Genomic DNA, 25,293 nt, shown 5'->3' with positions numbered 1-25,293 from the left:
TCAACCAGTGTTGACATAAACCTGGTGTCAACCTAAGTTGACTGCATGAGTGAAGCAACGGATCTCGCCACGCGGGCGGGTGACCGCGATCCCCGGATCGGGCTGCGGGCCGTCGCCGCCCTGCGAAAGCTGGTGGAGCAACTGGAAGCGGTACAGGTGCGCAGCGCGCGCGGGCAGGGCTGGTCGTGGCAGGAGATCGCCACGGAACTCGGGGTCAGCAGGCAGGCCGTGCACAAGAAGTACGGGAGGCATTGATGTTCGAGCGATTCACGAAGGACGCCCGGGCGGTCGTGCAGGGCGCCGTCGGGCACGCCGAAGAGGCGCGGGCGCATACCGTCGTGCCCGAGCACCTGCTGCTCGCCCTGCTGGACCGAGAGGGCAGCCGCGCCTCCTTCGCGCTGGCGGCACTCGGTGTCGGCGAGCGTCGGGAAGAGGTACGGCAGGCGCTGCGGGACGCGCGGCGACGTGCCGGGCTGTCGCAGGCCGAGACCGATGCCCTCGCCGGACTGGGGGTCGACGTCGGGGAGATCGTCGCCCGGGTGGAGGAGGCCCATGGCGTGGGCGCGATGTCCGCCGACGACCGGAAGGGCAGGCGCCTGTGGTCGGGGCACCGCAGCTTCAGCCGGGGGGCCAAGGAGGTACTGGAGAAGGCGCTGCGGGTCGCCGTCGCCCGGCGTGAGCGCCACATCGGGGACGAGCACATCCTCCTCGCCCTGGTCCTCCGCCCCGGCGTGCCGGCCGAGGTGCTCGCCGACCACGGGGTGACCCACGAGTCGCTGACCAGGGTGCTGGGCGACGGAGCCGGGGAAGCCTGCGCCTGACCGGCGCTTCACTTCCGCGCGACCGGTCGTCCGCCGGTGTGCGGCGCCCCTGAGGGAGTGGCGGGGCGCCGTACCCGACTCAGCCCTTCGGTGTCCGCAGGAGCACCCCGATGTGCGCTGCGGCCTCCGACAGGCGGCGGCGGGTGTCGCGCAACTGGTCGGCCGTCACACCGTGGTCTCGGGCGGCGTCGCGGATGTCGTCCCGGAAGCGGTCGAGCAGCCGGTCCAGGTCGCGGGCCGGGTCGCCGGTGGACTCCGCGGCGTCCTCGTGGGCCCAGCTCGGGGCGTATCCCGCGGGGAAGTCCTCGGGCGTGACGGAGTACTCGGGACCGGGGGAGCGCTCGGTCCGCGGGGCGGCGCTCCCGGTGTCGGTGCGGCCGAAGCCCCAGTCCTTGCCGAACTCCTTCCCGAAGTCCTTTCCGAAGTCGCCGACCTCCTTGGCCAGTTCGCTCAGGCCCTCGCGCAGTCCCGTCGGCCAGTCGCCCCGCGAGAAGTGGTCCTGCACCTGTTCCTGCACGCGCTGGGCGATGCGCTGGACCTCCTCCTGCGCCTGGGCCCGGGCCCGCTCCTGGGCCTCCTTGGCCTGGCGCCGGGCCCGCTGGGCCTCGTCACGGGCGCGGCGGCTCTCGTCCTTGGCGCGGCGGGCCTGCTCCTTCCACTCCTGCTTGACGCGCCGCATCTCCTCCTTGGCGGCCCGCCAGGCCTCCTTCTCGTCGGTGTCCCCGGCACCGCCGAGGGGGCTCCCCTCGTCGTGTGCCCCGGAACCGGTGCCCCGGCGGGCCGCGGTGGCCGCGGCCCGCATCTCCCGCCGCAGATCGCCGGCCGCGCCCCGTACGTCGGCCCGGATCTCGGCGGCCAGCTCGGCGACCGATTCCCGGATCTCCAGCTCCAGGTCGGCCAGCTCTCCGCTGCGGTCGGCCAGCTCGGCGCGGCCGGCGTCCGTGATGGCGTACACCTTGCGGCCGCCCTCGGTGGTGTGGGTGACCAGGCCCTCCGCCTCCAGCTTGGCCAGGCGCGGGTACACCGTGCCCGCGGACGGGGCGTACAGGCCCTGGAAGCGCTCTTCGAGGAGCCGGATCACCTCGTAACCGTGACGCGGGGCCTCGTCCAGGAGCTTGAGGAGATAGAGGCGGAGGCGGCCGTGGGCGAAGACGGGGGGCATGTCAGAGCACCTTCTTGTCGGTCGTGCCGTCGGAAGGGGCGCCGGTGGCGCCCTGATCCCGGACGGAAGCGGAATTGTCCCCCGAGCCGCCCCGCGCGTCGTCCGCCGGGCCGGTGTCCTGCGGCTCCCGCTCCCACGGTGCGTCCTCCGTCGCCGGGCGGCGGAGCAGGGCGATCGAGCCGGAGACCGTGGTGGCCTTCAGCCGGCCGTTGCCCGCGCCGAGTCGCCCGGTGATGCGCTTGGCCCCCCACTGGCCGCCCACCCGGAGGTCCTCGAAGGCGCTGCTGACCATGCCGCTGGCCGTGTTCGCCTCGACCTGGGCATCGGCCGGCTGGGGGAGCCGGATGGCGATCTCGCCCGAGACGCTGTTCAGGCTGATGTCGGTGGGGCCGCCGGCCGGGTCCAGGTCGACGATCATCGAACCGCTCACCGAGTCGGCCCGCACGGAGGAGCCCGCCTCCACCACCGTCAGGTCGCCGGAGACGGAGTTGAAGCGCAGGTCGCCGGTGAGGGCCTGGGCCTCCACGTTCCCCGAGACGGTGTCGGCGCGGACCGGGCCCGCGAGGCTCACCAGCGTGGTGTCCCCGGAGACGCCCTTCACCTCGGCGGATCCGTCGAGACCGGAGACCACGGCCGCCGCGCTGACCGCGCCCACCTCCACGCGGGTGCCGGTCGGCACCGCCAGGGAGACCACCGCGGTGCGGCGCCAGCCCTTGCGGTCCAGCCACTTGAGGAAGCCCTTCCAGGGCAGGTCCTCGTAGGCCACCGTGAGCACGCCGTCCCGGTGGGTCACGATCAGGGGTGGTCCGTCGATCTCGGAGACCTCTAGACGGGCGGAACCTTCGTCCGTGCCCACCACGTTCACCGTTCCACCGACGATGCGTACGTGGAGTCCTCTCACGGGCTCGTCGAAGGTGAGCTTCCTGGGCTCGGTGACGGACCACTCGGACATGGTGACGACCTCCTCGACCGAACGCGCCATATCGCGTCCTTGCCAATTCACGATATATCGCGGGCACGGAAAGTCAAGACGCCCGTTCTGGTGATCGACGATCGGCCGACCGAACCGATGTGCCCTAGCTTGTCCCTATGTCGACGGAAGAGCCCATGTCCGCTCCCGCTCCCGGGGCCCTGCTGCTCTGCCGCGCCGAGCCGGACTCCGTCGCCGCCGTCGCTCCACTGCTCGGCGAGCGGATGCCGCTGGTCCGGGCGGGCGAGGGATGGAGCGCGCTCGTGCCGGAGGGCGGGCCCTGGCGCGACGGCAGGGAGCCCGTCGACCGTGTGGTCACCGGCTGGGCCGCGGCGCTCGCCGTCGGCGCTCCCTGGCCGGTGCTCGCCCTGTGGTGGGACGCCGACCGGGCCGGATACACCCTCGCCTCCGGCTTCCGCCGCCCCGTCGGCTACGTGTGGCTCGCGGACGGCACGCCGGCCGGTGAGGACGAGGCGATGCGTACGTTCGCCGCCCGGCTCGGCCTCGACCCGGTCCTGGACGTCCAGTCGCTGGACCGGCTCACCCGGCCCGATCCGGATGCCGGTCACGGTCACGGTCTCGGTCGGGACGCCGGAGCCGGGGCCGGTGCCGGTGCCCGGGCCAGGCTGCGCGGGCTGCTCGCGGTGCTTGCGCGCGCGGGGATCACCCTCCCCGCCGGACTCGTCCCCGGCGAAGGCGCCGACCGCCTCGGCACGGCCGCCCGCGCCCTCCCCGGCGCCCTCCGGACCGACGCCGCCGGACGCCGCCCGACCGCCGACGAGAGCCGCCTGGCCGCCTGGACGCCCTGGGTGGGCGGCCCCGGGGCCCGCGCCCTGGCCTTGGCCCAGATGGCGGTGGGCCTGCCGCTCACCGCCTGGGGTCTGCGGCGCCGCAGCGGCGGCTGGACCACGGCGGGGGCGCTGCTGATCACGCACGGCGCGCTCGGGACGGCGTACGGCCTCTCCAGGCGCTCCTGACGGCGCCCAGAAGACACCCACGCGTCCGTGCGCCGGCGTGGCGCCTGTGCGTCCTGGTCCGTGCGCGGCGTGGCGCCTGTGCGTCCTGGTCCGTGCGCGGCGTGGCGCCTACGCGTCCTCGTCCGTGCAGCGCGGTGCTTACGCTCCCTCGTCCGTGTGCGGCGTGCCTAACGCCTCCCCGTCCGTGCGCGGCGTGCCTACGCGTCCTGTGCGTGCGCGGCGCGCTACTCGTCCTCGTCCTCGTCGTCCAGCCGCGCGAGCCACGTCGCCAGTCGCTCCACCGGCACCTCGAAGTCAGGGTTCAGGTCGACGAAGGTCCGCAGCTGCTCGGCGAGCCACTCGAAGGTGACCTCCTCCTCGCCGCGCCGCTTCTCCAGTTCCTCGATGCCTCGGTCGGTGAAGTACAACTCATGCTCCTGATGCGGGTGGGGCGGACCCCACGGCGTACCCGTCCAGGGTAGTGCGTACGGCCCGGCCGCTTCCTCCGGCTTGCGGGTGGGGGTCGCGGGCGGCCGGGCTGGGTATTAGCCTCGTCGGGGTCAAGTGACCGGTGACCGTGCCCGGTTTGGGCGCGGCGGGCTCGACGGGGGAGCGGAATGAGCCACATCCAGGACGTGCGGCTGCCGGACGGGACGGTGGTCACCGCCCGGATCGGCGAGGCGGACGGGTACGACGACCAGGAGGACGTCGGCTTCACCGAGGCGGCCGTCGCCAAGGTCGAGCGGCTCCAGGAGCTGATCACCGGGGTCGGTTCCTCGGTGCTGAGCGCGGCCCGCGCCGCCGGGCCCAGCGAGGCCGCCATCACCTTCGGCGTGGAGCTGACCGCCAAGGAGGGACTGGCCGTGGCCGTGCTCGCCCGGGGCGAGACCAAGGCATCGCTCGAGGTCACGCTCACCTGGCAGTTCGACCGGCCCGACGGGCAGACGGGCGCGCGGGTGCCGGCCGCGCATGAGTGAGGGCAACGACCGCCTCTACGAACTCGCCCGCGCCGCCACCGTCCACCTGCTGCCCGCCCGGGGTGACGGTGCGCCGCTGTGGGGGAGCGGCTTCTTCGTCGCGCCGGGCTGGGTCCTCACCGCCGCCCACGTACTGCGCCCGCACCTCGCGGCGGACCCCGGCGCCGTCTTCCGGGTGCGCGGCGAAGGGGTCGACGCCGAGGCCCGCCTCGAGCAGTGGCTGCTCACCGACCCGCGCCGCCAGGCCGTACCCCTGGAGGAGGACCTGGCCCTGGTGCGGCTGGCGGGGGAGCCCGAGGAGCACCAGCACGAGTGCGTCTGGCTCGCCGACCGGGCCGTGCTCCACTCCGGCGCCCTCAAGGTGTGCGGCTACCACCCGGGACCGCCCGAGACGCACTTCCGGATCGTCGACGCCGAGATCAACGGGCACCAGGACCGGCACGGACTGATCATCAAGCCCGACATCGACTTCCCCGGCGGGGTCTCCGGCGGCCCGCTCGTCGACCCGGAGACGGGAGCCGTGATCGGGCTGGTCAAATCGCGCCGCAAGCAGCAGGACGGCGGCAAGGCCGTCGCCATCTCCGCCCTGCGCCGCTTCGGACCGACGTACCGGACGGTGCTGGCCGCGCACGACCGCTGGCACGGCGACGAGCCGCAGTCCCCGGCCGGGGACAACTGGATAGACCTCCAGGGCGGGCCCCCGGTCGGCGCCGGCGAGCAGTGGACCCCCGCCGACCGCCGGGACGCGCTGCGCCTGCTCGCCGAGCTGCCCCCGCCGCCGGACGCGCCCACCGTCGAACTGCTCGCGAAGAAGGCGCGCAGCCGCAACACCTGGCCGGGCGGCACCCCCGAGCTGCTGACCTGGCGGGACGGCGCGGGACTGCTCTACGAGGGCGCCCGCCCGCTGGAAGCACTGACCTTCCTGCGCTACCTGAAGTACGTCGAGCTGTACACGGCCGCCCGGGGCAGCGACGCGACCGCCCTCGGCCGGTGGATCGCCACGCGGCTGCGCCGGGAACCGCGCCGGCCCTTCCACGCCCTCGTCAGCGACGTGAGCCTCCCCGATGCCCTGCGCCCGGCCCCCGACACCGCGCCGGAGCGCGTCGTGATCCCCTACCCGGGGCCGGGCGAGGGGGCGACCGTCACCGTCCTGCTCGACCCGGTGATAGGCGCGCGGCCCGCCCGGTTCTTCTGGCAGATCTGGTACGACGACGGCCAGGGCGAGCCCGAACTCCACGAGGTGGACGGCTCCGTCCACGGACACGACCCCGCCGGTCTCGTCCAGGCCCTGCGCGGGCCGCTGGGCCGGCTGCTGCGGGCCAAGGACGAGGCGGACCGGCCGGTGCCCCTCGAAGTCGCCCTCCCCGTCGAACACTTCGACACGGCCGTGCACCGGTGGCGGTTCGACGACATCGCCGAACTCAACGACGCCGGTCACCTGGGGGCGCGCCGCAGGGTGGTACTGCGCGCCCTCGAGCGCCGGGGAGATCCGGACAAACTCTGGACCGAGCGCTGGCAGGCCATGACCACCCAGCAGCGCTTCAGCGGCTGGCGCACCCCGGGGCAGGGCGACTTCCCCGGGGCCCGCGGCTACCGCGACGCCGCCTGCGACCTCATACCGGTCATGTGCCGGCCGGCCGGACGCGACCCCGGCCGCACCGCCATGAGGCTCGCCCTCGAGAGCGGTCACGGCGTCGCCCTCTGGCACGTCGACGGCCACTCCTCCCGGGTCTGCCCCGAGTCGTGCGACACCCTCTACGCCAAGGCGGAGGAACTCCTCGGCACGCTCGGCAACCTCGCCGAACTGCCGGACCGGATACGCCACGTGCGCCAGGAGATCAGCGAACTGCGGGCCGACCATGCCTGGGCCGAGCCGATGGCCCTCCTCTACGACGATCCGCGCCGGCCCCTGCCCTCCGAAGAGGGCGGGACGCTGGACGCCCCCCTGTGAACCCCGGACACGCGGCCCGGTGCGCGCCGGGCACGCGCCGCGCGGGACGTCGTGACTGGCCGGAATGCGCTGGTTCCCGGGTGGGGCGCGGGTACATTTCCAGGGGCCCGTTGTGGGTGCGCGACGCCCTAGTCGGCCAGGCCGTGGACAACCACCGACCGTCGACGAGGAGCACCGTATGAGCGAGTGGTTCATCTACCGGGGCACCGGGCAGCCGGATCCCGAGCGGATCAGGCAGCTGCCCGCCCCGCCCCCCTGGCGGGCCTTCGACACCCCGGTCGTGGACTACGACGTGCCGGACCTCGGGTCCTCCACCCGGCGCAGGCTCGGCGCGCGCACCGTCCCGCTGCCCATCCAGGACCCCGGCACCCTCGAACTGGTCAACGCGGCCCTCTATCTGCGCCGCCCGCTGCTCGTCACCGGCGAACCGGGCGTCGGCAAGTCGACGCTGGCCCACTCCATCGCCCACGAACTCGGCCTCGGCCGGGTCCTGGAGTGGCCGGTCGTCAGCCGCAGCGAACTGCGGGACGGGCTCTACACGTACGACGCCATCGGCCGCCTCCAGGACGCCCAGCTGCCCGACGGACAGGGCTCCCCGGACATCGGCCGGTACATCAAGCTCGGCCCGCTCGGCACCGCGCTGCTCGCGGCCGACCGGCCCCGCGTCCTGCTCATCGACGAGCTGGACAAGAGCGACATCGACCTGCCCAACGACCTGCTGAACGTGCTGGAGGAAGGCGCGTTCGCCCTCCCCGAACTGGAGCGGATCGCCGACCGCACCCCGGTCGTCGAGGTCCTCACCGACGACGGCAGGCGGGTCGCGGTGACGGACGGCCGGGTGCAGTGCCGGGCCTTTCCGTTCGTCGTCATGACCAGCAACCGCGAGCGCGAGTTCCCCGCCCCGCTGCTGCGCCGCTGCATCCCGCTCGACCTGAGGGCCCCGCGCGAGGAACGCCTCGCCGCCCTGGTGCAGGCCCATTTCGGCCCGGGGGCCTACGACGACAACCGTGACATCGTGGACCAGTTCGCCCGCGCCGAGACGGACGGGGCGCTGCGGCCCACCGACCAGTTGCTCAACGCGATCTTCCTCGCCCAGTACGCCGCCCGCGACGCCGCGCACCGGCGCGAGGAGATCTCGGACCTCCTCATGCAGCCCCTGGACCGCGGGCCGCGGTAGCCGATGGCCGCCCAGGAATCCCCGACCCCCGCCGACGCCGCGGCGCCCGTGCTCGCCACGCTGGTCGCACGCATGCGGGACGCGGGGATCGGGCCGGGCGTCGAGGAACTCGCGGACGCGCTGTGGCTGGCCCGCTGGCTGCCCGCCCCCGCCGCCGCGGCGACCGGGGACGGCTCCGGCACCGGAGGCACCACCGGGGCGCCGCCCGGCGGTCCCCCCGCCACGTCCCCGCGGGCCCCGGCGGACAGGCAGTCCGCGGACCGGGGCGAGACCCCGCCCTCGGAGGGCGCCTGGTTGTTCGCCCCCGGCGGCGACGGCCCCGCGAGCGTCGAGGGCGGTACCGGCGACGGGCCGGCACCCGTGCGGGTCCCGGCCGCACCCGTCCTGCCGGAACCCCTCGCCCTGCAACGCGGCCTGCGCCCGCTGCAGCGCTACCGCGCCCCCGTACGCCCGGTCCCGCGCACCCTGGACGAACGGGCCACCGCCGAACGGGCCGCGGAGTCCGGGCTCGTGCTGCCCGTGCTGCGCACCGACCGGCGTCGCGAGGCCCGGTTGCTGCTCCTGATGGACGTGTCGACCTCCACCGTGGTCTGGCAGCAGGCCCTGGACGAACTGCGTCAGGTCTGCGCCCGGGCCGGCGCGTTCCGCGAGCTGCAGGTGCAGTACCTGCACGAAGGCCCCGGCGGCCGGCCCGGCTGTTCCTCCCGCCCCCGGACGGGCGGCCCGCTGCACGCGCCCGAGCAGCTCAGCGACCCGACCGGGCGCCGCGTGACCCTGGTGCTCAGCGACTGCGCCGGACCGATGTGGCGCAGCGGCCGCATGCAGCGTCTGCTGCACCGCTGGGCGGCGACCGCCCCCGTCGCGGTCGCCCAGCCGCTGCCGCAGCGGATGTGGGCCCGCACCCATCTGCCGGCCCGGCGCGGGATGCTGCACCGGCGCGAGGGTCCGGCCGGGGCGCTGGAGTTCCGCCCCGACCGGGGCGCGGCCGAGCGCGGCGCGCTGCCGGTGCCCGTGCTGGCGCTGCGCCGCCCCTCGGTGGAGGGCTGGGCGCGGCTCGTGTCCGGTGCCACCGGTCAGTCCCTGGCAGCCGCCGCGGGCTGGGTGCGCGCCGACCAGCCCGCCTCCTCGGCGCCCGTGCGTGCGGCCGAGGACGTCGACGGAGCCGAGCGGGTCCGGGCCTTCCTGCGCCCCGCCTCCCCGGAGGCGCGCCGTCTCGCCGTGTACCTGTCGGCGGTGCCGCTCCAGCTGCCGGTGATGCAGCTGGTCCAGCACGCCATGCTCGCCGGGAGCGGGCCCGACGTCCTGTCCGAGGTGCTCCTCGGCGGGCTGCTGCGCCGTGAGCAGGACACCGACGACCCGCAGGCCGTGCGGTACCGCTTCCTGCCGGGCGTCGCCACGGAGCTGCGGTCCCGGCTGACCGTCGAGGACGTCGAGCTGCTGCTCAAGCACTGCTCCGAGTACGTGGAGCGCCGCTACGGCCGCAGTGTGCGCAACTTCCCCGCCCTGGCCGGGGCGTTCCTGCGCGGCGCGGTCACCCCGGGCGAGCGACTCGTCCCCGTGACCGGACCCGTGACCGGCTCCGCGACCGGCCCCGGCACGGCCGAACCACCCGGTCTGCGTGCCTTCGCCGAAGTGTCGGCGGACGTGCTGCGGGAGCTGGGCGCCCGGACGCCGAGGACGGTCGTCGGACCCGCGGCCGGCGCGCAGGAGCTGCTGGAGCGGGGCCGCGAGGCGTACGCCCGCTTCCAGACGGAGGGGCTGACCCGCGAACTCGACGCGGCCGTCGAAAGTCTGCGCCGGGCGCTCGCGGTGGCCCGCGCGGGCGAGCGGCGCGCGGCGGCCGCGGAGCTGCTGGCGGAGTGCCTGCTGGACCGGTGGCACGTGGGCGCGGACGGCGAGGACCTGCGGGAGGCGTGGGAGGCCGTGGCGGACGCCCGGGGGCTCACCGGGCAGGGGAGGTTCGTCCGCGGGATGGTCTGCTCGGCCCAGGCGACCGCGGTGCGCGAGGAGGGCATCGGTTTCCCCGGGGTGACCGACGACCTGCGGTCATGGGCGGCCGACGCCGCCGCGCACGGCGAGCACGATCCCGCGGAGTTCGCCCGGGCGGTCCTGCTGTACCTGGCCGACCAGGACTTCGCCGCCGTTCTGGACGCGGAGGACGAGAGCGACTCCCAGCGTCACTACGCCGGCCTCGCCCTGTCGAACCTGCGCGGCCTCATCGCGCTCGTGGGCGCGGACGGGCATGGGCCCGGCGGTCCCTACACCGCGGCCGCCGACCCGCAGGAGTGGTACGTCGCCCACCTGCACCACGCCCTCGACGCCGCGACCACCGCGGTCGAGCTGTCCGTCTCCGCCGACGCCCGCACCGAGCGGGCCCGGCTCTGGCTGGAACTGGCCCGGCAGTTCGCCGGGCAGGGCCTGTTCCCCTTCTCCGCCGACGACACGGACCGGGCGCGTGACGCGGCCACCTCGGCCACCGAGGACTTCATGGCGGTGCTGAGCGAGGGTCACGACCTGCCGGACACCGAACGCTGCCGGGTCTGGCTGGACGTGGCGTCCGCCGTGGACCTCGCCGGGACCGGCACCGAGGGCGGCGGCGACCTCGACCTGCTGGTCCACGCGCTGGAGCGGGCCCAGGAGGCCGCCGGGGACGACGAGGAACTGCGCGTCGAGTGCCGCACCCGCGCCGCGAGCGCCCACCGGGAGAGCCACGAACGCACCGGTGACCCGGCCTCGCTGGACCTCGCCGTCGACACCTGGGAGTCGGTCGTACGGCTGCTGCGCGAGGACGACCCCCGGCTGCCGGCCGTCCTGACCGACTGGGGCGAGGCCCTGAGCAAGCGCGCCGGCCACCACGACTCGGCCCGGGACACCCACCGGGCCGTAGACCTGCTGCGGCGGGCCGTCGACGGGACCCTCCCCGACGACCCCGAACTGCCCTACCGCCGGTCCCTGCTCGCCGACGCGCACATCGGACGCTTCCAGCGCGAACACGTGCTGTCCGACCTGTACGAGGCCGACTGGCTGCTGGGCGAGGCGGTCCGCGGCTCCGCCGAGCAGCCGCGGTTCCAGGCGCTGTACCTGCTGCGGCGCGGCACCGTGGCCGTGCAGCTGTACGCACGACTGGGCACCGCCGACCACGCCGACAAGGCCGTGGAGTACTACACGCGAGGCTTGGAATACGCCCGTGAGGCCGGACCGGGTGCCAGGGCGGTCGTACCTCTCGCCCTGCGCGGCCGGGCCGACATCCGGGAACGAGCCGGCCGCCACCGCACCGCCCTCGCCGACTACCGCGAGGCCCTGCGTCTCACCACCGACGCCGGGCTCGCCGAGCGGCTCCGCGCGGACATCGCCCGCCTCACCTCCGGAACGGCCGACGCGTGACCCACCCCACCGACGAGACGGAGACACCCCTGCCCGAACTCCACCGCCCCGCCCGCTCCGACCACCCGGTGCTCGCCGCGGTCCTCGCCGAACTCCACGCCCGCGACGGCGAGACCACCGTCGTCGCCTACTACGAGGACGCCCCGTGACGGCCCGCCCCCGGCCGTCCTCGCGCCCCGGCCGGCCCCGCGCCCGGCCCGATGACCCGGACCACCACGCCCCCACACCGCTGCGGCAGTTCGTCCTCAAGGTCCACGGCCGCTGCAACCTCGACTGCACCTACTGCTACCTCTACCGCGGCCAGGACGACGGCTGGCGGGACCGCCCGGCCCGCGTCGGCGCCCGCGTCATGGAGCACACCGCGGCCCGCGTCGCCGAGCACGTCACCGCCCACGGCCTCGACCACATCCGCGTCGAACTGCACGGCGGTGAACCCCTCCTCGCCGGCCCCGCACCGGTGAGGGACTACGTCCGTACCGTCCGCCGGGCCGTGCCCGACGACTGCCGGATCACCGCCACCGTGCAGACCAACGGCACCCGGCTCACCGACCGCGGCCTGGAGCAGCTCGGCGAGGACGGCATCCGGGTCGGCCTCAGCCTCGACGGCGGCCGCGCGGCCCACAACGCACGCCGGACCGACCACGCGGGCCGGCCCGCCTGGCCCGCCGCCCTCGCGGCCGCCCGCAGGCTCGCCGCGCACCCGCAGGCGTACGCCGGAATCCTGTGCACCGTGGACCTCGCCGCCGATCCGCTGGACGTCTACCACTCGCTGCTGGAGCTGGTCCCGCCCCGCCTGGACCTCCTCCTGCCGCACGCCAACTGGGGAAACCCACCGCCGGGTCTGCGCGGCGGGCCGCCCGGCCGGCACCGGCCCGGGGCCACGCCCTACGGGGACTGGCTGGCCACGGTCTTCGACGCCTGGTGGGACGCGGGCCGGCTGCGCACCCGAGTACGGCTTTTCCAGGAGATCGTCGCCCTGCTGCTGGGGGCGCCCAGCCGGGCCGAGGCCGTGGGCCTGTCGCCGGTGGCCGCCGTCGTCGTCGAGACGGACGGCGCGATCGAGCAGGTCGACTCGCTCAGAACCGCCTACCGGGGCGCCGCCGAGACCGGGCTCGACGTGTTCCGGAACTCCTTCGACACGGCCCTGCGCCACCCGGGCATAGCGGCACGCCAGTCGGGCGAGCGGGCCCTGGGCGAGGAGTGCCGTGCCTGCCCGGTCGGCCGGGTCTGCGGGGGCGGCAACTACGTGCACCGGTACGCGCCCGGCTCCGGATTCCGCCACCCGAGTGTGTACTGCGCCGATCTGGAGCGGCTGGTCCGGCACGTCGCGCACCGGCTGGAACACACCGTCCGTATCGCCACGTGAGCCGAACGTCACGCCCAACTCCGCGCGAACCAGGTCGCTTTGACGCACAATTGACTAACCTGTGCTCAGTCGTGACCAGGTCGGCCGAGGGGACAGCGAGATGGTGACGGAGCCGGTACACGTCACGGTGGTCTTCGCCGGGCAGAGCGAATCCTGGGCCAAGTGGATCGACCACCAGGTCCGCGCCGCCGGCCGCACCACCACCCTGGTGCGGTGGAACCCGCTGCGCCGGCCGCCGGCCGCGCACGCCCTGACCGATCTGCTCGGCGCGCCGGGCCGCATCCTGCTCGTCATCGACGACTGGTACGAGCGGCTGGGAGCCGAACGGTTCGAGGCCTGGGCGGCGGTGCTGCGCGAGGTGCTGCCCTCCTTCCGCGAACGCATCGCCGCCGTGAGCGTCACCGCGCAGCCGATGCCCGCGGAGGTCGCCCCGCTCGCGCCGGTCGAACTGCGCGGCCTGCGCCCCGAGGTGGCCCGCACCCGCGTACTGGAGTGCGCGGCGATCCCGGCCCCCGGCGTCCTGGTCGACCTGCGCCGCGGCCCGCGCTTCCCGGACGATCCGCCGGAGGTCTGGCGCGTCCCCCGCCGCAACCGCCGCTTCATCGGCCGCACCGAGCTCCTGGAGCAGATGTACGGGGCTCTCGCCGGCGCCGGGCCCGAGGGAGCCACCCTGGCCCTGCGGGGACCCGGAGGCGTGGGAAAGACACAGCTGGCGCTGGAGTACGCCCACCGCTTCGCCGGCGAGTACGACGTCGTCTGGTGGATCACCGCAGCGCAGCGCGTCACCGCCCGCCAGCAGTTCGCCGATCTGGCGCCCGAACTGGGCCTCAGGGACGGCGGGGACCTGGCGGCCACCATCAAGGCCGTACGCCGGGAGCTCGGCCGCACGGTCCGTCCCTGGCTGCTGGTCCTGGACGGCGCGGGCGACCCGGACAAGGTGATCGACCTCATCCCCGACGAGGGGCGCGGGCACGTCCTGGTCACCACGCACCGCGGCGAATGGGCGGCGCAGGGGGAGACCCTCCCGGTCGCGGGCTTCGAACGCCGGGAGAGCGTCGCGTTCGTGGGCCGGCGCACCGAGCGGCTGGACGCCGGCCAGGCCGACCGGCTCGCCGACGCCGTCGAGGACATGCCGCTGCTGCTCGACCAGACGGCCGCGTGGCTCGACACCAATCCGGCCATGTCCGTCGACGAGTACGTGCGGGACATCCGCGACGGCCGTCCCGACCGCTTCGGCGTGATGCCGTCCCGGGACTATCCGGAGTCCTTCCAGGTCGCCTGGGCCAAGCTCCTCAACACCCTGCGCGAGGGCTTCGAGCCCGCCTGGCACCTGCTCAACCTGCTGGTCTGCTTCTCGCCCGAGGTGGTCCCGGTACGGCTGCTGCAGACCGCCCGGCACACCGACCTGCCGCCGGAGCTGGCGGACCTGGCCGCCGAGCCCAGCAGCTGGAACTCCGCGCTGCGCAAGCTCTCCGAGGTCACCTCGATGCGCATCGAGTACGAACAGGGGCCGCGGCTGGACACCCAGACCGTCGGCACGCTGCGCATGCACCGGCTCTTCCACCGCTTCGTGCGCTACGTCCAGTCGCCCGAGGACGCCGAACGTCACTTCGCCGCCGCCCGCCGGCTCCTGGTCTCCGCCGACCCCCGCGACTCCTCCACGCCGGGCAACTGGGCCCGCTACGCCGCGCTCATCCCGCACCTGGAGCCCTCCGGCGCCCTCGACTCGGACGACGAGGACGTCCGGGACCTCGTCCTGAACTGCATCGAGTACCTGCGGATGCGCGGCGAGTACGACGAGGGCCGGCGGCTGAGCCGGCGCGCCGTGGACCGCTGGCGCCAGACCACCGCGGACACCGACCGGGCCGTCCTGGTCGCCGTCCACCAGCTCGCCAACATGCAGCGCAGGCTGGGCCGGTACACCGAGGCGGAGGCGACCGGACGGGAGACGGTCCGGCGGCTGAGGGCCGCGGGCAGCGTGCGGCCCATCGAGATGATCCGCGCCAAGGACGGGCTGGGCGGCACGCTGATGGCCCTCGGCCGGTACGCGGAGGCCCGCGCCCTGTTCGAGGAGGCGGCCGAGACCGCGGCCGTCGAGCTGGGCGGCGAACAGGTCCCGCGCACCCTCACCGTCCGCAGCAACCTGGCCATGGCCCTCGGCCTCCAGGGCCACTACGCCGAGTCGCTCGCCCTGCACCGCAGGATCTTCGAGGCCCGGGTGGAACTCCTCGGCGGCAAGGACGCGCTGACACTCAACTCGGCACTGCGCACCGCCTGGATGCTGCGGCTGCTCGGCAACTACCGCGAGGCGCTGGAGATCCAGGGCCACAACTCCCGGCTGCACAGCCAGGTCCTCGACCGCAACCACAGCCAGACCCTGCACGCGGAACACAATCTCGCCCTGTGCTCCCGCCGGGTGGGCGACCTGCAGTTCGCCCACGCCATGATGCGCGGCGTGCGGCGCAAGCTGCTGCGCCGCCGCGGCACCCTGCACCCCGAGACGCTCCTGGTCTCCTGCGACTACGCGATGCTGCTGCGCCAGCTGGGGGAGACGGAGGAGGCCCGGGGCCTGGCCGAGGCCACCGCCGCGCACTACGCGGCGCAGCTCGGCGAGGACCACCCGTACACCGTGGGCGCCCGGGACAACGTGGCGGTGATCATGCGTGAGACGGGCGACGCGCGCGGCGCTCTTGAGCTGTCCCGGCAGTGCACGGCGCAGATGGAGAAGGCGGTGGGCCGGGACCATCCGTGGTCCGTCGGCTCCGCCAAGAACGAGGTGGCCGCGCTGGCCGGCGCCGGGGAGAAGGAGGCCGCGGCCGCCCTGGGCCGGGACGCCTGTGCCCGCTCCGCCCGCGCCCTGGGCGAGAACCACATCCTCACCGTCAGCCTCCGTGCCGGACTGGCGCTCGACCTCGCCGACATGGGGGAGCGCGAGGAGGCCGAGGCCCTGCGGCGGGACGTGGGCACCCGGCTCGCCGCGCTGCTCGGCGCGGGCCACCCGCAGATCCGGGAGATCCAGGAGCGGCGGCACCCCTACTGGGACTTCGAACCCCAGCCGATCTGACCCGCGGAACCCCGAAGGGGCCGGTCCCCGTTGCCGGGACCGGCCCCTTCGGTCAGGTGGTCAGGCCTGTGCGGTCAGGCTCGTGCGAAGCCTCAGGCCTCGAACACCTCGCGCACCAGCTGCTCCTGCTCGGCCTGGTGCCGCTTGGCGGAACCGACGGCCGGGGACGAGCCGTGCGGCCGCGAGATGCGGCGCAGGCGCTCGCCGTGCGGGACGTCGGCGCCGACCGCCAGGTCCAGGTGGTCGATCAGGTTGAGCGCGATGAACGGCCAGGCACCCTGGTTCGCCGGCTCCTCCTGGGCCCACAGGTACTTCTCGGCGTTCGGGTACTTGGCGATCTCCGCCTGGAGCTCGGCACCCGGCAGCGGGTACAGGCGCTCGATGCGGATGATCGCCGTGTCCGTCAGGCCGCGCTTCTTCCGCTCGGCGTCCAGGTCGTAGTAGACCTTGCCGGCGGTGAAGACGACCTTCTTGACGGCGGCCGGGTCGACCGAGTCGTCGCCGATGACCGGGCGGAACTGGCCCGTCGTGAACTCCTCCGCCTTCGAGGCCGCGGCCTTCAGGCGCAGCATCGACTTCGGGGTGAAGACCACCAGCGGCTTGTGGTGCGGGTTGTGCACCTGCCACCGCAGGAGGTGGAAGTAGTTCGACGGCAGGGTCGGCATCGCGACCGTCATGTTGTTCTGCGCGCACAGCTGCAGGAAGCGCTCCGGGCGGGCCGAGGAGTGGTCCGGGCCCTGGCCCTCGTAGCCGTGCGGCAGCAGCAGGGTGACGCCTGAGGTCTGGTTCCACTTCTGCTCGGCCGACGAGATGAACTCGTCCACGACCGTCTGCGCGCCGTTGACGAAGTCGCCGAACTGCGCCTCCCACATCACCAGCGCGTCCGGGCGGGCCAGCGAGTAGCCGTACTCGAAGCCCATCACCGCGTACTCGGAGAGCAGGGAGTTGTAGACGTTGTACCGGGCCTGGTCCTCGGACAGGTACAGCAGCGGCGTGAACTCGTCGCCCGTCTCACGGTCGATGACGACCGCGTGGCGCTGGCCGAAGGTGCCGCGCTGGGAGTCCTGGCCCGTCAGACGGACCGGCACACCCTCCAGCAGGAGGGAGCCGACGGCGAGGGTCTCGCCCATGCCCCAGTCGATCGTGCCGTCCTCGACCATCGCCGCGCGGCGCTGCAGCTGCGGCAGCAGACGCGGGTGGATGGTGACGTGGTCCGGGATGTTGACCTGGGACTCGGCGATCCGCTTGACGGTCTCGGCGCTGACCGCGGTGTTCACGGCGACCGGGAACTCGGCCTGCGGGTCCGAGGGCTCCGCGGCCGACGGCTGCGAGACGGCCTCGCGGACCTCGGTGAAGACCTTCTCCAGCTGACCCTGGTAGTCCTGGAGCGCCTGCTCGGCCTCTTCCAGGGTGATGTCGCCGCGACCGATGAGGGACTCGGTGTAGAGCTTGCGCACCGAGCGCTTCTTGTCGATCAGGTCGTACATCAGCGGCTGGGTGAAGGCCGGGTTGTCCGACTCGTTGTGACCGCGGCGGCGGTAGCAGATGAGGTCGATCACCACGTCCTTGTTGAACGCCTGGCGGAACTCGAAGGCGAGCCGCGCGACGCGGACCACGGCCTCCGGGTCGTCGCCGTTCACGTGGAAGATCGGGGCCTCGATCATGCGGGCCACGTCGGTGGCGTACATCGAGGAGCGCGAGGACTCCGGGGCGGCGGTGAAGCCGACCTGGTTGTTGATGACGACGTGGACCGTGCCGCCGGTGCGGTAGCCGCGCAGCTGCGACATGTTCAGGGTCTCGGCCACCACGCCCTGGCCCGCGAAGGCCGCGTCGCCGTGGATCGCCACCGGCAGGACGGTGAAGTCCGTGCCGCCCTTGTTGATGATGTCCTGCTTGGCGCGCGAGACGCCCTCCAGGACCGGGTCCACCGCCTCCAGGTGCGAGGGGTTGGCGACCAGCGAGACCGCGATCTGCTCGCCGTCCAGGCCGGTGAAGGTGCCCTCGGCGCCCAGGTGGTACTTCACGTCGCCGGAGCCGTGCATCGACTTCGGGTCGAGATTGCCCTCGAACTCGCGGAAGATCTGCGCGTACGACTTGCCGACCACGTTGGCCAGCACGTTCAGCCGGCCGCGGTGGGCCATGCCGATGACGACCTCGTCCAGGCGGGACTCGGCCGCCGAGTCGATGACCGCGTCGAGCAGCGGGATGACGGACTCGCCGCCCTCCAGGGAGAACCGCTTCTGGCCGACGTACTTGGTCTGCAGGAAGGTCTCGAAGGCCTCCGCCGCGTTCAGCCGGCGCAGGATGCGCAGCTGCTCCTCGCGCTCCGGCTTGGTGTGCGAGCGCTCGATGCGGTCCTGGATCCACTTGCGCTGCTTCGGGTCCTGGATGTGCATGAACTCGACGCCGGTGGTGCGGCAGTACGAGTCGCGCAGCACACCGAGGATGTCGCGCAGCTTCATCAGGGACTTGCCGGCGAAGCCGCCGACCGCGAACTCGCGCTCCAGGTCCCACAGGGTGAGCCCGTGCTCGGTGATGTCCAGGTCGGGGTGCTTGCGCTGCTGGTACTCCAGCGGGTCGGTGTCGGCCATGACGTGGCCGCGGACCCGGTAGGAGTGGATCAGCTCGAAGACGCGCGCGGCCTTGGTGACGTCGTCGTCGTGCGAGGCGTCGATGTCCTTGAGCCAGCGGACCGGCTCGTAGGGGATGCGCAGCGCCTTGAAGATCTCGTCGTAGAAGCCGTTCTCGCCCAGGAGCAGGTTGGCGACCTGGCGCAGGAACTCGCCGGAGGCGGCGCCCTGGATGACCCGGTGGTCGTAGGTCGACGTGAGCGTCATGACCTTCGAGATGCCGAGCTTGTTCAGGGTGTCCTGGCTGGTGCCCTGGAACTCCGCCGGGTAGTCCATGGAGCCGACGCCCAGGATGACCGACTGTCCGGGCATCAGGCGCGGCACGGAGTGGACGGTGCCGAGGCCGCCGGGGTTGGTCAGGGAGACGGTGACGCCGGTGAAGTCGTCCATCGTCAGCTTGTTGTCGCGGGCGCGACGGACGATGTCCTCGTAGGCCTGCCAGAACTCGAAGAAGTTCAGCGTCTCGGCCTTCTTGATCGCCGCGACGACCAGCTGGCGGTCGCCGTTGGGCTTGACCAGGTCGATGGCGAGGCCGAGGTTGATGTGGGCCGGCTTGACCAGGGTCGGCTTGCCGTCCTTCTCGCCGAACGAGTGGTTCATCGCCGGCATGGCCTTGATGGCCTGCACCATCGCGTAGCCGATCAGGTGCGTGAAGGAGATCTTCCCGCCCCGGGCGCGCTTGAGGTGGTTGTTGATGACGATGCGGTTGTCGAACAGCAGCTTCACCGGGACCGCGCGCACGGACGTGGCCGTGGGCAGCTCCAGCGAGGCGTTCATGTTCTTCGCGACCGCGGCGGCCGGGCCGCGCAGGGTCACCATCTCCGGGCCCTCGGGCGCGGCGGCGTCCTTGGCGGGCGCGGCCTTCGCCTGCGGCTTGGCGGCGGGCTTGGCCGGCGCGGCGGCGGGCTTCGCGGCCGGAGCGGCGGGCGCGGCAGCGGCGGGCTGCGCGGCCGGCTTCGCGGGAGCGGGCGCCGGGGCGGCCGCCTTCGGCTGGGCGGGAGCGGAGGGCTGCGCCTGCGGGGCGGGGGCGGCCTGCGGCGTGCTGCCGGAGTCCGTGGTCACCGCGCCGGAGGCGGGTTGGGCCGCCGCTCCGGGCTTGTAGTCGGCGAAGAAGTCCCACCAGGCTCGGTCCACGGAGTTCGGATCCTGGAGGTACTGCTGATAGATCTCGTCGACGAGCCACTCATTGGCACCGAACGCGGCCGCGGGGTTCTTTCCCGCGGTGCCCGCTTGGTCGGTGTCGGTCGAGATGCTCGAGTTACTGGGGGACTGTGGCGACACGGCGAGAACCGCCCTCTTCCGCTTCACAAGATGGTGGACAGCGGGAATCAAGGCTACGCCTTGACGACCCCGAAGGTCAGACCGGGCCCGTTCATCGTCGTGTAAGTCACATCGCAGACCGCGTTTCGGCGCTGGAAATGGCGGGAAACAAGCGAGGTTCTGCTGCGTGAGGGATCGGGAGACCGCGACCCGGCGCCTGAAAAAACGCGGGCCTGTGCCTGATCACACGTGTCCGCCAGGGCGGATGCAGTGGATCTTGACGCTCCGCTTCGAACCCTACGTCAACCGGACGTCGACGGCAGGCCCGGAAGAGTGATGAGGATCCGGCAGCCCCGCTCGGATTCGGCCACCCCGATCCGGCCGCCGTGCAGATCCACCGCCCAGCGCGCGATCGCGAGGCCCAGACCGGTGCCGCCGTCGCTGCCCGGACCGTGAGGCCGCGACACCGAACCCCGGTTGAACCGCTCGAACACCCGGCGCCACTCCGAGCGCGGAATGCCGGGCCCTTCGTCGAGAACCTCCAGCTCAAGGGATTCCGGCAGCTCGCCGCGGCGCGCCCTGACCGTCACCCGGCCGTGCGGCGGGCTGTGCTTGACGGCGTTGTCGATGAGGTTGGCGACGACCTGGTGGATGCGCTCGGGGTCGGCGTGCGCGGTCAGCTCCGGCGGGAAGACGTCCAGGGCCAGGTGCACGTCGGTGCGGGTGTGGCTGCCGGAACCGGAAGCAATGCCTGCGCGGGCCGACGCGACCATGTTGGCCTCCTTCAGCACGCCCGACAGGTACGGCCACACCTCGAAGCGCCGCTTGCGCAGCGGTATGACGCCGTTGTCCAGGCGGGAGAGGTCCAGCAGCGTCTCCACCAGCCGGCCGAGCCGCTCGGTCTGCCCGAGCGCCGTGCGCATGGTCTCGGGGTCGGCCTCGGTGACCCCGTCGACGATGTTCTCCAGCACCGCGCGCAGGCCCGCGATCGGGGTGCGCAGCTCGTGCGAGACGTTCGCCACCAGCTCCTTGCGCTGGAGGTCCTGGGCCTCCAGGTCGTCGGCCATGCGGTTGATGGTGACGGCCAGGTCGCCCAGCTCGTCGCGGCGGTTCTCACTCACCCGGCGGGTGTAGTCGCCGTGGGAGATGGACCGGGCGACGGCGTTCATCTCGTCCAGCGGCGCGGTCAGCGAGTGCGCCACGAACTGCGTGATCAGCAGCGTGGCGATCATCGAGAACACCGTGATGAAGCGCAGCTCCGTCTTGGTGTGCACCGCTATCACCGAGAGGCCGGTGGTGATCAGCACCGATGTGACGACCAGCGCGCCCAGCTTGGTCTTGATCGAGAACGGGCGTACGCCACCCCAGGGATCCCCGGTGCTCCGAGGGCCGGGGTTCCTCCGTGCGGCTTCCCGTCCTCGGCTCATGGCGTCGGCGTCTCCAACGCGTAGCCCACGCCGTGCACGGTACGGATGCGCTCGGCGCCGATCTTCCGGCGCAGCGCCTTGATGTGGCTGTCCACGGTCCGGGTGCCCGAGGCGTCCGCCCAGTCCCACACCTCGGCGAGCAGCTGCTCGCGGGAGAGCACCGCGCGCGGGGTGTTCGCCAGGCAGACCAGCAGGTCGAACTCGGTCGGCGTGAGGTGGACATCCTCGCTGCGCACCCGCACCCGGCGCTGCGCGTGGTCGATCTCCAGCTCGCCCAGGCGCAGGATGCCGCTGCGCGGCGTCGAGGCGGCCACCACGGCCCGCTCGACCCGCCGCAGCAGCACGTGCACGCGGGCGGCCAGCTCGCGCATCGAGAAGGGCTTGGTCATGTAGTCGTCGGCGCCCACGCCGAGGCCGACCAGCATGTCCGTCTCGTCGTCGCGCGCGGTGAGCATCAGCACCGGCACCGGCCGCTGGGCCTGCACACGGCGGCAGACCTCCAGGCCGTCGAAGCCGGGCAGCATGATGTCGAGGATCAGCAGGTCGGGCTGCCATGCCTCGGCCGTGTCGACGGCGGACGGTCCGTCGCCCGCCGTTTGCACCAGGAATCCCTCGGCGCGCAGGCGGGTCGCGATGGCGTCCACGATCGTCTGATCGTCCTCGACCACCAGCACCCGGCGCTGGGCGCCCTGGGTGGCCGTGTTGTTGTGGGAGGTCTGTGTCTGCTCCATCGCCCGCCCCTGAGGTGTGCTTTCCGGAATCCGTGGGGTGATCCCATGACTGCGCTTGACGCTTGAATGATCCGCGTCAGGGCAGCAGCGTACGGGGAGTCACCGCGCCTTTGCTATCCAGGCCCGATGCCGATGTGAACGACGTCCGGAACGCCCCGGGCAACGGGGATCTCTTCGGTACGCACCTGCTGGAAACCGGCATTACGCAAGGTTTCTTCGAATTCCGGAGAGGGCTGCGCGGACCATACGGCAAGCACCCCGCCGGGCCTCAACAGCCGTGCGCAGCCCGCCAGTCCGGACGGCGCGTACAGCCCGTCGTTGCCCTCGGTGACGGTCCAGCCGGGGCCGTTGTCGATGTCCAGGCACAGGGCGTCGTACGTGTCGGATGTCTCATTGACGTACTCGACCAGGTCCGCCTCGACGATCTCCGCGCGCGGATCGGCCAGCGCGTCGGTGGAGAGCGCGGCCAGCGGCCCGGCGCGGTGCCAGTCGATGATGGCGCCCTCGCGTTCGACGACCGCGATCCTGCCCCAGCGGTCATCGGCGGCCGCGTGCGCGAGGGAGAAGCCGACGCCGAGCCCGCCGATGAGCAGGTGCGGCGCGGTCCGCCCGCCGGAGGCGGCCAGCGCGTCGGCCGCCGCGTCGATCAGGCGCCGCTCCGAACGCCCGTCGGAGGTGTCCATCAGGAAGCAGCCGTTCGCGATGATCTGCAGCAGCGTCCCGTGCCGACGCAGGACCACCTCGCCGTACGGACCCTCGCGGCGGTCCAGCACCTCGGGGGCGTCGGGGGAGTCGTGGGTAGTGAGGGGCATCGGCCCATCCTGGCAAAGGAATGCCGACCGGTACGACGGTGCTGTCCCCAGAGGCGGGAAGTGCCCCCGCGGCGCTTGATCGCTCAGAGCGAACACGCCCTGGGGAACAATCAAGGACTCGCTTTCATTGAGTCGATGTAACTCAACTTGACTGCCGAAGGGGAGATCATGGCTGCTGAGTCCGCCGCCTTCACACCGCTCACCCTGCCCGTGCTGCCGCTCGACGACGAAGTGGTCCTGCCCGGAATGGTCGTCCCCCTGGACCTGAGCGACGCCGAGGTACGGGCCGCGGTGGAGGCCGCCCAGGCCGCCGCCAGGTCCGAGCCCGGCAAGCCCCGCGTCCTCCTCGTCCCCCGCATCGACGGCACCCACGCCGCCACCGGCGTGCTCGGCACGGTCGAGCAGGTCGGCCGCCTGGCCGACGGCGACCCCGGCGCCCTGATCCGCGGCCGGGGCCGGGTGCGCATCGGCGCCGGCACCACCGGCCCGGGTGCCGCGCTCTGGGTCGAGGGCACCCGGGTCGACGAGACCGTCCCCGAGCCGCTGCCCGGCCAGGTCACCGAGCTGGTGACGGAGTACAAGGCACTCGCCACCGCATGGCTGCGCAAGCGCGGCGCCTGGCAGGTCGTCGACCGGGTCCAGGCCATCGACGACGTGTCCGCGCTCGCCGACAACTCCGGCTACTCGCCGTTCCTGACCACCGAGCAGAAGGTCGAGCTGCTGGAGACCACCGACCCGGTCGCCCGCCTCAAGCTCGCCACCCAGCAGCTGCGCGACCACCTCGCCGAGCAGGACGTCGCCGAGACCATCGCCAAGGACGTCCAGGAGGGCGTCGACAAGCAGCAGCGGGAGTTCCTGCTGCGCCGCCAGCTCGAAGCCGTACGCAAGGAGCTGCGCGAGATCAACGGCGAGCAGGACGGCGAGGAGTCCGACGACTACCGCGCCCGCGTCGAGGCCGCCGACCTGCCCGAGAAGGTCCGCGAGGCCGCGCTCAAGGAGGTCGACAAGCTGGAGCGGTCCTCCGACCAGTCGCCCGAGGGCTCCTGGATCCGCACCTGGCTCGACACGGTCCTGGAGATGCCGTGGAGCGAGCGCACCGAGGACGCCTACGACATCCGGGGCGCCCAGGCGGTGCTCGACGCCGAGCACGCGGGCCTGGAGGACGTGAAGGAGCGCATCACCGAGTACCTGGCCGTGCGCAAGCGGCGCGGCGACCGGGGCCTCGGCGTCGTCGGCGGCAGGCGTGGCGGTGCCGTGCTGGCCCTGGTCGGCCCGCCCGGCGTCGGCAAGACCTCGCTCGGCGAGTCCGTCGCCCACGCGATGGGCCGCAAGTTCGTCCGCGTCGCCCTCGGCGGTGTCCGCGACGAGGCCGAGATCCGCGGCCACCGGCGTACGTACGTCGGCGCGCTGCCCGGCCGGATCGTGCGGGCGATCAAGGAGGCGGGGTCGATGAACCCGGTCGTCCTGCTCGACGAGATCGACAAGGTGGGCTCCGACTTCCGGGGCGACCCGGCCGCGGCCCTGCTCGAAGTCCTCGACCCGGCCCAGAACCACACCTTCCGGGACCACTACCTGGAGGTCGAGCTGGACCTGTCCGACGTGGTCTTCCTGGCCACCGCCAACGTCCTGGAGGCCATCCCGGAGGCCCTGCTCGACCGCATGGAGCTGGTCCGCCTCGACGGCTACACCGAGGACGAGAAGGTCGTCATCGCCCGTGACCACCTGCTCCCGCGCCAGCTGGAGCGGGCGGGACTGGACGCCGACGAGGTCACCGTCGACGAGGGCGCGCTGCGCAAGCTGGCGGGCGAGTACACCCGCGAGGCGGGCGTGCGCACCCTGGAGCGGTCCATCGCGCGGCTGCTGCGCAAGGTGGCGGCCCAGCACGAACTGGGCGAGCGGGAGCTGCCGTTCACCGTCACCGACGCCGACCTGCGCGGTCTGATCGGCCGGCCGCACCACGTGCCCGAGTCCGCGCAGGACCCGGCGGAGCGGCGCACCTCGGTGCCGGGCGTGGCCACCGGCCTCGCGGTCACCGGCGCGGGCGGCGACGTCCTCTACGTCGAGGCGTCGCTGGCCGACCCGGAGACCGGCGCGGCGGGGCTGACCCTGACCGGTCAGCTGGGCGACGTGATGAAGGAGTCGGCGCAGATCGCGCTGAGCTTCCTGCGCAGCCACGGCGCCGAGCTGGAGCTGCCGGTGGGCGACCTGAAGGACCGGGGAGCGCACATCCACTTCCCGGCGGGCGCGGTCCCCAAGGACGGCCCGAGCGCCGGCGTCACCATGACCACGGCCCTCGCCTCGCTGCTCTCGGGCCGGCTGGTCCGCACCGACGTGGCGATGACCGGCGAGGTCTCGCTGACCGGGCGGGTGCTGCCGATCGGCGGGGTCAAGCAGAAGCTGCTCGCCGCGCACCGGGCGGGGATCACCACGGTGATCATCCCCAAGCGCAACGAGCCCGACCTGGACGACGTCCCGGCCCAGGTGCTGGACAAGCTCGACGTCCACGCCGTCACCGACGTCCGCCAGGTCCTGGAACTGGCGCTCGCCCCCGCCGCCAACGGGGCGCAGCGGGAGGTTCCGGTCGCGGCGTGACGGCGTGACCGGA

Annotated in this window: 18 protein-coding genes; 11 read left to right on the top strand and 7 right to left on the bottom strand. The window is 73.2% G+C overall.

Annotated elements, in window-relative coordinates:
* The first annotated feature begins 45 nt into the window (after positions 1–45).
* Both ABS735_RS30310 and ABS735_RS30305 read left to right on the top strand, forming a co-directional pair.
* On the top strand, positions 46–255 hold the full coding sequence (locus tag ABS735_RS30310; protein ID WP_373902461.1) for a helix-turn-helix domain-containing protein: 210 nt from the start codon (positions 46–48) through the stop codon (positions 253–255).
* Entirely contained in the window at positions 255–821 is a 567-nt protein-coding gene (locus ABS735_RS30305; protein ID WP_373902460.1) for a Clp protease N-terminal domain-containing protein, read from the top strand. Before ABS735_RS30310 ends, ABS735_RS30305 begins: the two co-directional genes overlap by 1 nt.
* 79 nt (positions 822–900) lie before the next feature.
* Here the strand turns inward: ABS735_RS30305 and ABS735_RS30300 are convergent, their stop codons facing one another.
* Both ABS735_RS30300 and ABS735_RS30295 read right to left on the bottom strand, forming a co-directional pair.
* Positions 901–1,983 carry a PadR family transcriptional regulator gene (locus ABS735_RS30300; RefSeq protein WP_373902459.1) on the bottom strand — a complete coding sequence of 361 codons (1,083 nt, stop codon included), beginning with the start codon at positions 1,981–1,983 and terminating at the stop codon, positions 901–903.
* 1 nt (position 1,984) lies between these two features.
* Complete coding sequence (locus ABS735_RS30295; protein WP_373902765.1) at positions 1,985–2,935, bottom strand: DUF4097 family beta strand repeat-containing protein; 951 nt, start codon at positions 2,933–2,935, stop codon at positions 1,985–1,987.
* A 137-nt stretch (positions 2,936–3,072) separates the two neighbouring features.
* Between ABS735_RS30295 and ABS735_RS30290 the strand changes: the two genes are divergently transcribed.
* Positions 3,073–3,930, top strand: a complete 858-nt coding sequence (locus tag ABS735_RS30290) for a hypothetical protein (protein ID WP_373902458.1) — start codon at positions 3,073–3,075, stop codon at positions 3,928–3,930.
* A 224-nt stretch (positions 3,931–4,154) separates the two neighbouring features.
* Here the strand turns inward: ABS735_RS30290 and ABS735_RS30285 are convergent, their stop codons facing one another.
* Positions 4,155–4,337, bottom strand: a complete 183-nt coding sequence (locus tag ABS735_RS30285; protein ID WP_003961784.1) for a DUF6104 family protein — start codon at positions 4,335–4,337, stop codon at positions 4,155–4,157.
* A gap of 189 nt (positions 4,338–4,526) precedes the next feature.
* Between ABS735_RS30285 and ABS735_RS30280 the strand changes: the two genes are divergently transcribed.
* From ABS735_RS30280 to fxsT, 7 genes are all read left to right on the top strand, one after another.
* Positions 4,527–4,886, top strand: coding sequence for a CU044_2847 family protein (locus tag ABS735_RS30280; RefSeq protein ID WP_373902457.1), 360 nt, complete (start codon positions 4,527–4,529; stop codon positions 4,884–4,886).
* Positions 4,879–6,837 (top strand): VMAP-C domain-containing protein, encoded by a 1,959-nt coding sequence (locus ABS735_RS30275; RefSeq protein WP_373902456.1) that lies wholly within the window; start codon positions 4,879–4,881, stop codon positions 6,835–6,837. Before ABS735_RS30280 ends, ABS735_RS30275 begins: the two co-directional genes overlap by 8 nt.
* A gap of 178 nt (positions 6,838–7,015) precedes the next feature.
* The gene (locus ABS735_RS30270) at positions 7,016–8,014 is read left to right on the top strand and encodes a MoxR family ATPase (protein WP_373902455.1); all 999 of its coding nucleotides are present in this window, start codon (positions 7,016–7,018) and stop codon (positions 8,012–8,014) included.
* A gap of 3 nt (positions 8,015–8,017) precedes the next feature.
* Positions 8,018–11,398 (top strand): SAV_2336 N-terminal domain-related protein, encoded by a 3,381-nt coding sequence (locus ABS735_RS30265; protein WP_373902454.1) that lies wholly within the window; start codon positions 8,018–8,020, stop codon positions 11,396–11,398.
* Complete coding sequence (locus ABS735_RS30260) at positions 11,395–11,547, top strand: hypothetical protein (RefSeq protein WP_373902453.1); 153 nt, start codon at positions 11,395–11,397, stop codon at positions 11,545–11,547. The genes ABS735_RS30265 and ABS735_RS30260 overlap by 4 nt, the downstream gene beginning before the upstream one ends.
* Positions 11,548–11,627: 80 nt before the next feature.
* Positions 11,628–12,764: an FxsB family cyclophane-forming radical SAM/SPASM peptide maturase gene (locus tag ABS735_RS30255; protein ID WP_373902764.1), complete on the top strand. Its 1,137-nt coding sequence runs from the start codon at positions 11,628–11,630 to the stop codon at positions 12,762–12,764.
* A gap of 61 nt (positions 12,765–12,825) precedes the next feature.
* Positions 12,826–15,828: an FxSxx-COOH system tetratricopeptide repeat protein gene (gene fxsT, locus ABS735_RS30250; RefSeq protein WP_373902452.1), complete on the top strand. Its 3,003-nt coding sequence runs from the start codon at positions 12,826–12,828 to the stop codon at positions 15,826–15,828.
* A 92-nt stretch (positions 15,829–15,920) separates the two neighbouring features.
* Here fxsT and ABS735_RS30245 read toward each other — a convergent pair whose 3' ends face one another.
* The 4 genes from ABS735_RS30245 to ABS735_RS30230 all read right to left on the bottom strand — a co-directional run bounded on the left by ABS735_RS30245 (position 15,921) and on the right by ABS735_RS30230 (position 22,688).
* The gene (locus ABS735_RS30245; RefSeq protein ID WP_373902451.1) at positions 15,921–19,739 is read right to left on the bottom strand and encodes a multifunctional oxoglutarate decarboxylase/oxoglutarate dehydrogenase thiamine pyrophosphate-binding subunit/dihydrolipoyllysine-residue succinyltransferase subunit; all 3,819 of its coding nucleotides are present in this window, start codon (positions 19,737–19,739) and stop codon (positions 15,921–15,923) included.
* A 281-nt stretch (positions 19,740–20,020) separates the two neighbouring features.
* Complete coding sequence (locus ABS735_RS30240) at positions 20,021–21,145, bottom strand: sensor histidine kinase (RefSeq protein ID WP_373902450.1); 1,125 nt, start codon at positions 21,143–21,145, stop codon at positions 20,021–20,023.
* Positions 21,142–21,876, bottom strand: coding sequence for a response regulator transcription factor (locus ABS735_RS30235; protein ID WP_328562646.1), 735 nt, complete (start codon positions 21,874–21,876; stop codon positions 21,142–21,144). The genes ABS735_RS30240 and ABS735_RS30235 overlap by 4 nt, the downstream gene beginning before the upstream one ends.
* Before the next feature lie 113 nt (positions 21,877–21,989).
* On the bottom strand, positions 21,990–22,688 hold the full coding sequence (locus ABS735_RS30230) for a spermidine synthase family protein (RefSeq protein ID WP_373902449.1): 699 nt from the start codon (positions 22,686–22,688) through the stop codon (positions 21,990–21,992).
* Positions 22,689–22,856: 168 nt separating this feature from the next.
* Between ABS735_RS30230 and lon the strand changes: the two genes are divergently transcribed.
* Positions 22,857–25,280 (top strand): endopeptidase La, encoded by a 2,424-nt coding sequence (lon, locus tag ABS735_RS30225; protein ID WP_373902448.1) that lies wholly within the window; start codon positions 22,857–22,859, stop codon positions 25,278–25,280.
* Positions 25,281–25,293 lie beyond the last annotated feature (13 nt).

Origin of the sequence: Streptomyces sp. MMCC 100, assembly GCF_041538145.2 — a bacterium.
Taxonomy (GTDB): Bacteria; Actinomycetota; Actinomycetes; order Streptomycetales; family Streptomycetaceae; genus Streptomyces.
Note: the sequence above shows the minus strand (reverse complement) of the source record. Positions and strands in the feature narration are given on the sequence as shown.

Excerpts from the sequence above, each read along its gene's own strand:
- ABS735_RS30240 (WP_373902450.1), bottom strand. The coding sequence starts at position 21,145 with ATGAGCCGAGGACGGGAAGCCGCACGGAGGAACCCCGGCCCTCGGAGC.
- ABS735_RS30235 (WP_328562646.1), bottom strand. The coding sequence starts at position 21,876 with ATGGAGCAGACACAGACCTCCCACAACAACACGGCCACCCAGGGCGCC.
- ABS735_RS30270 (WP_373902455.1), top strand. The coding sequence starts at position 7,016 with ATGAGCGAGTGGTTCATCTACCGGGGCACCGGGCAGCCGGATCCCGAG.
- ABS735_RS30230 (WP_373902449.1), bottom strand. The coding sequence starts at position 22,688 with ATGCCCCTCACTACCCACGACTCCCCCGACGCCCCCGAGGTGCTGGAC.
- ABS735_RS30275 (WP_373902456.1), top strand. The coding sequence starts at position 4,879 with ATGAGTGAGGGCAACGACCGCCTCTACGAACTCGCCCGCGCCGCCACC.
- lon (WP_373902448.1), top strand. The coding sequence starts at position 22,857 with ATGGCTGCTGAGTCCGCCGCCTTCACACCGCTCACCCTGCCCGTGCTG.
- ABS735_RS30290 (WP_373902458.1), top strand. The coding sequence starts at position 3,073 with ATGTCGACGGAAGAGCCCATGTCCGCTCCCGCTCCCGGGGCCCTGCTG.
- ABS735_RS30280 (WP_373902457.1), top strand. The coding sequence starts at position 4,527 with ATGAGCCACATCCAGGACGTGCGGCTGCCGGACGGGACGGTGGTCACC.
- ABS735_RS30265 (WP_373902454.1), top strand. The coding sequence starts at position 8,018 with ATGGCCGCCCAGGAATCCCCGACCCCCGCCGACGCCGCGGCGCCCGTG.
- ABS735_RS30310 (WP_373902461.1), top strand. The coding sequence starts at position 46 with ATGAGTGAAGCAACGGATCTCGCCACGCGGGCGGGTGACCGCGATCCC.
- ABS735_RS30300 (WP_373902459.1), bottom strand. The coding sequence starts at position 1,983 with ATGCCCCCCGTCTTCGCCCACGGCCGCCTCCGCCTCTATCTCCTCAAG.
- ABS735_RS30295 (WP_373902765.1), bottom strand. The coding sequence starts at position 2,935 with ATGTCCGAGTGGTCCGTCACCGAGCCCAGGAAGCTCACCTTCGACGAG.
- ABS735_RS30305 (WP_373902460.1), top strand. The coding sequence starts at position 255 with ATGTTCGAGCGATTCACGAAGGACGCCCGGGCGGTCGTGCAGGGCGCC.